The organism is Paraburkholderia sp. SIMBA_030, assembly GCF_046535245.1.
Taxonomy (GTDB): Bacteria; Pseudomonadota; Gammaproteobacteria; order Burkholderiales; family Burkholderiaceae; genus Paraburkholderia.
On record NZ_JAWRXB010001579.1, the window covers coordinates 1 to 238 of the forward strand.

Here is a 238-nt window from a genome sequence, read left to right on the forward strand (position 1 = left end):
CGGCAGCTTTCGCGCGCTGCACGGCATCAATCTGCGCGCCGACGAAGGCGAACTCGTGGTGCTGCTCGGCGCGAACGGCGCGGGCAAAAGTTCGATCTTTCGCGCGGCCAGTGCGCTCACGCGCGCGAGCGCCGGGCGTATCCGGCTCAAGGACGTCGACCTCGTCGGCAAGCGTCCCGCCGAGGTGGTGCGCGCGGGCGTGATCCACTGCCCCGAGGGACGCAAGCTGTTTCCCGCG

1 protein-coding gene is annotated in these 238 nt (G+C 70.6%); it reads left to right on the forward strand.

What is annotated here, in order from left to right:
- Positions 1-238, forward strand: a 238-nt coding sequence (locus SB772_RS45325; RefSeq protein ID WP_410839193.1) for an ATP-binding cassette domain-containing protein, incomplete at both ends; no start/stop codon positions are given.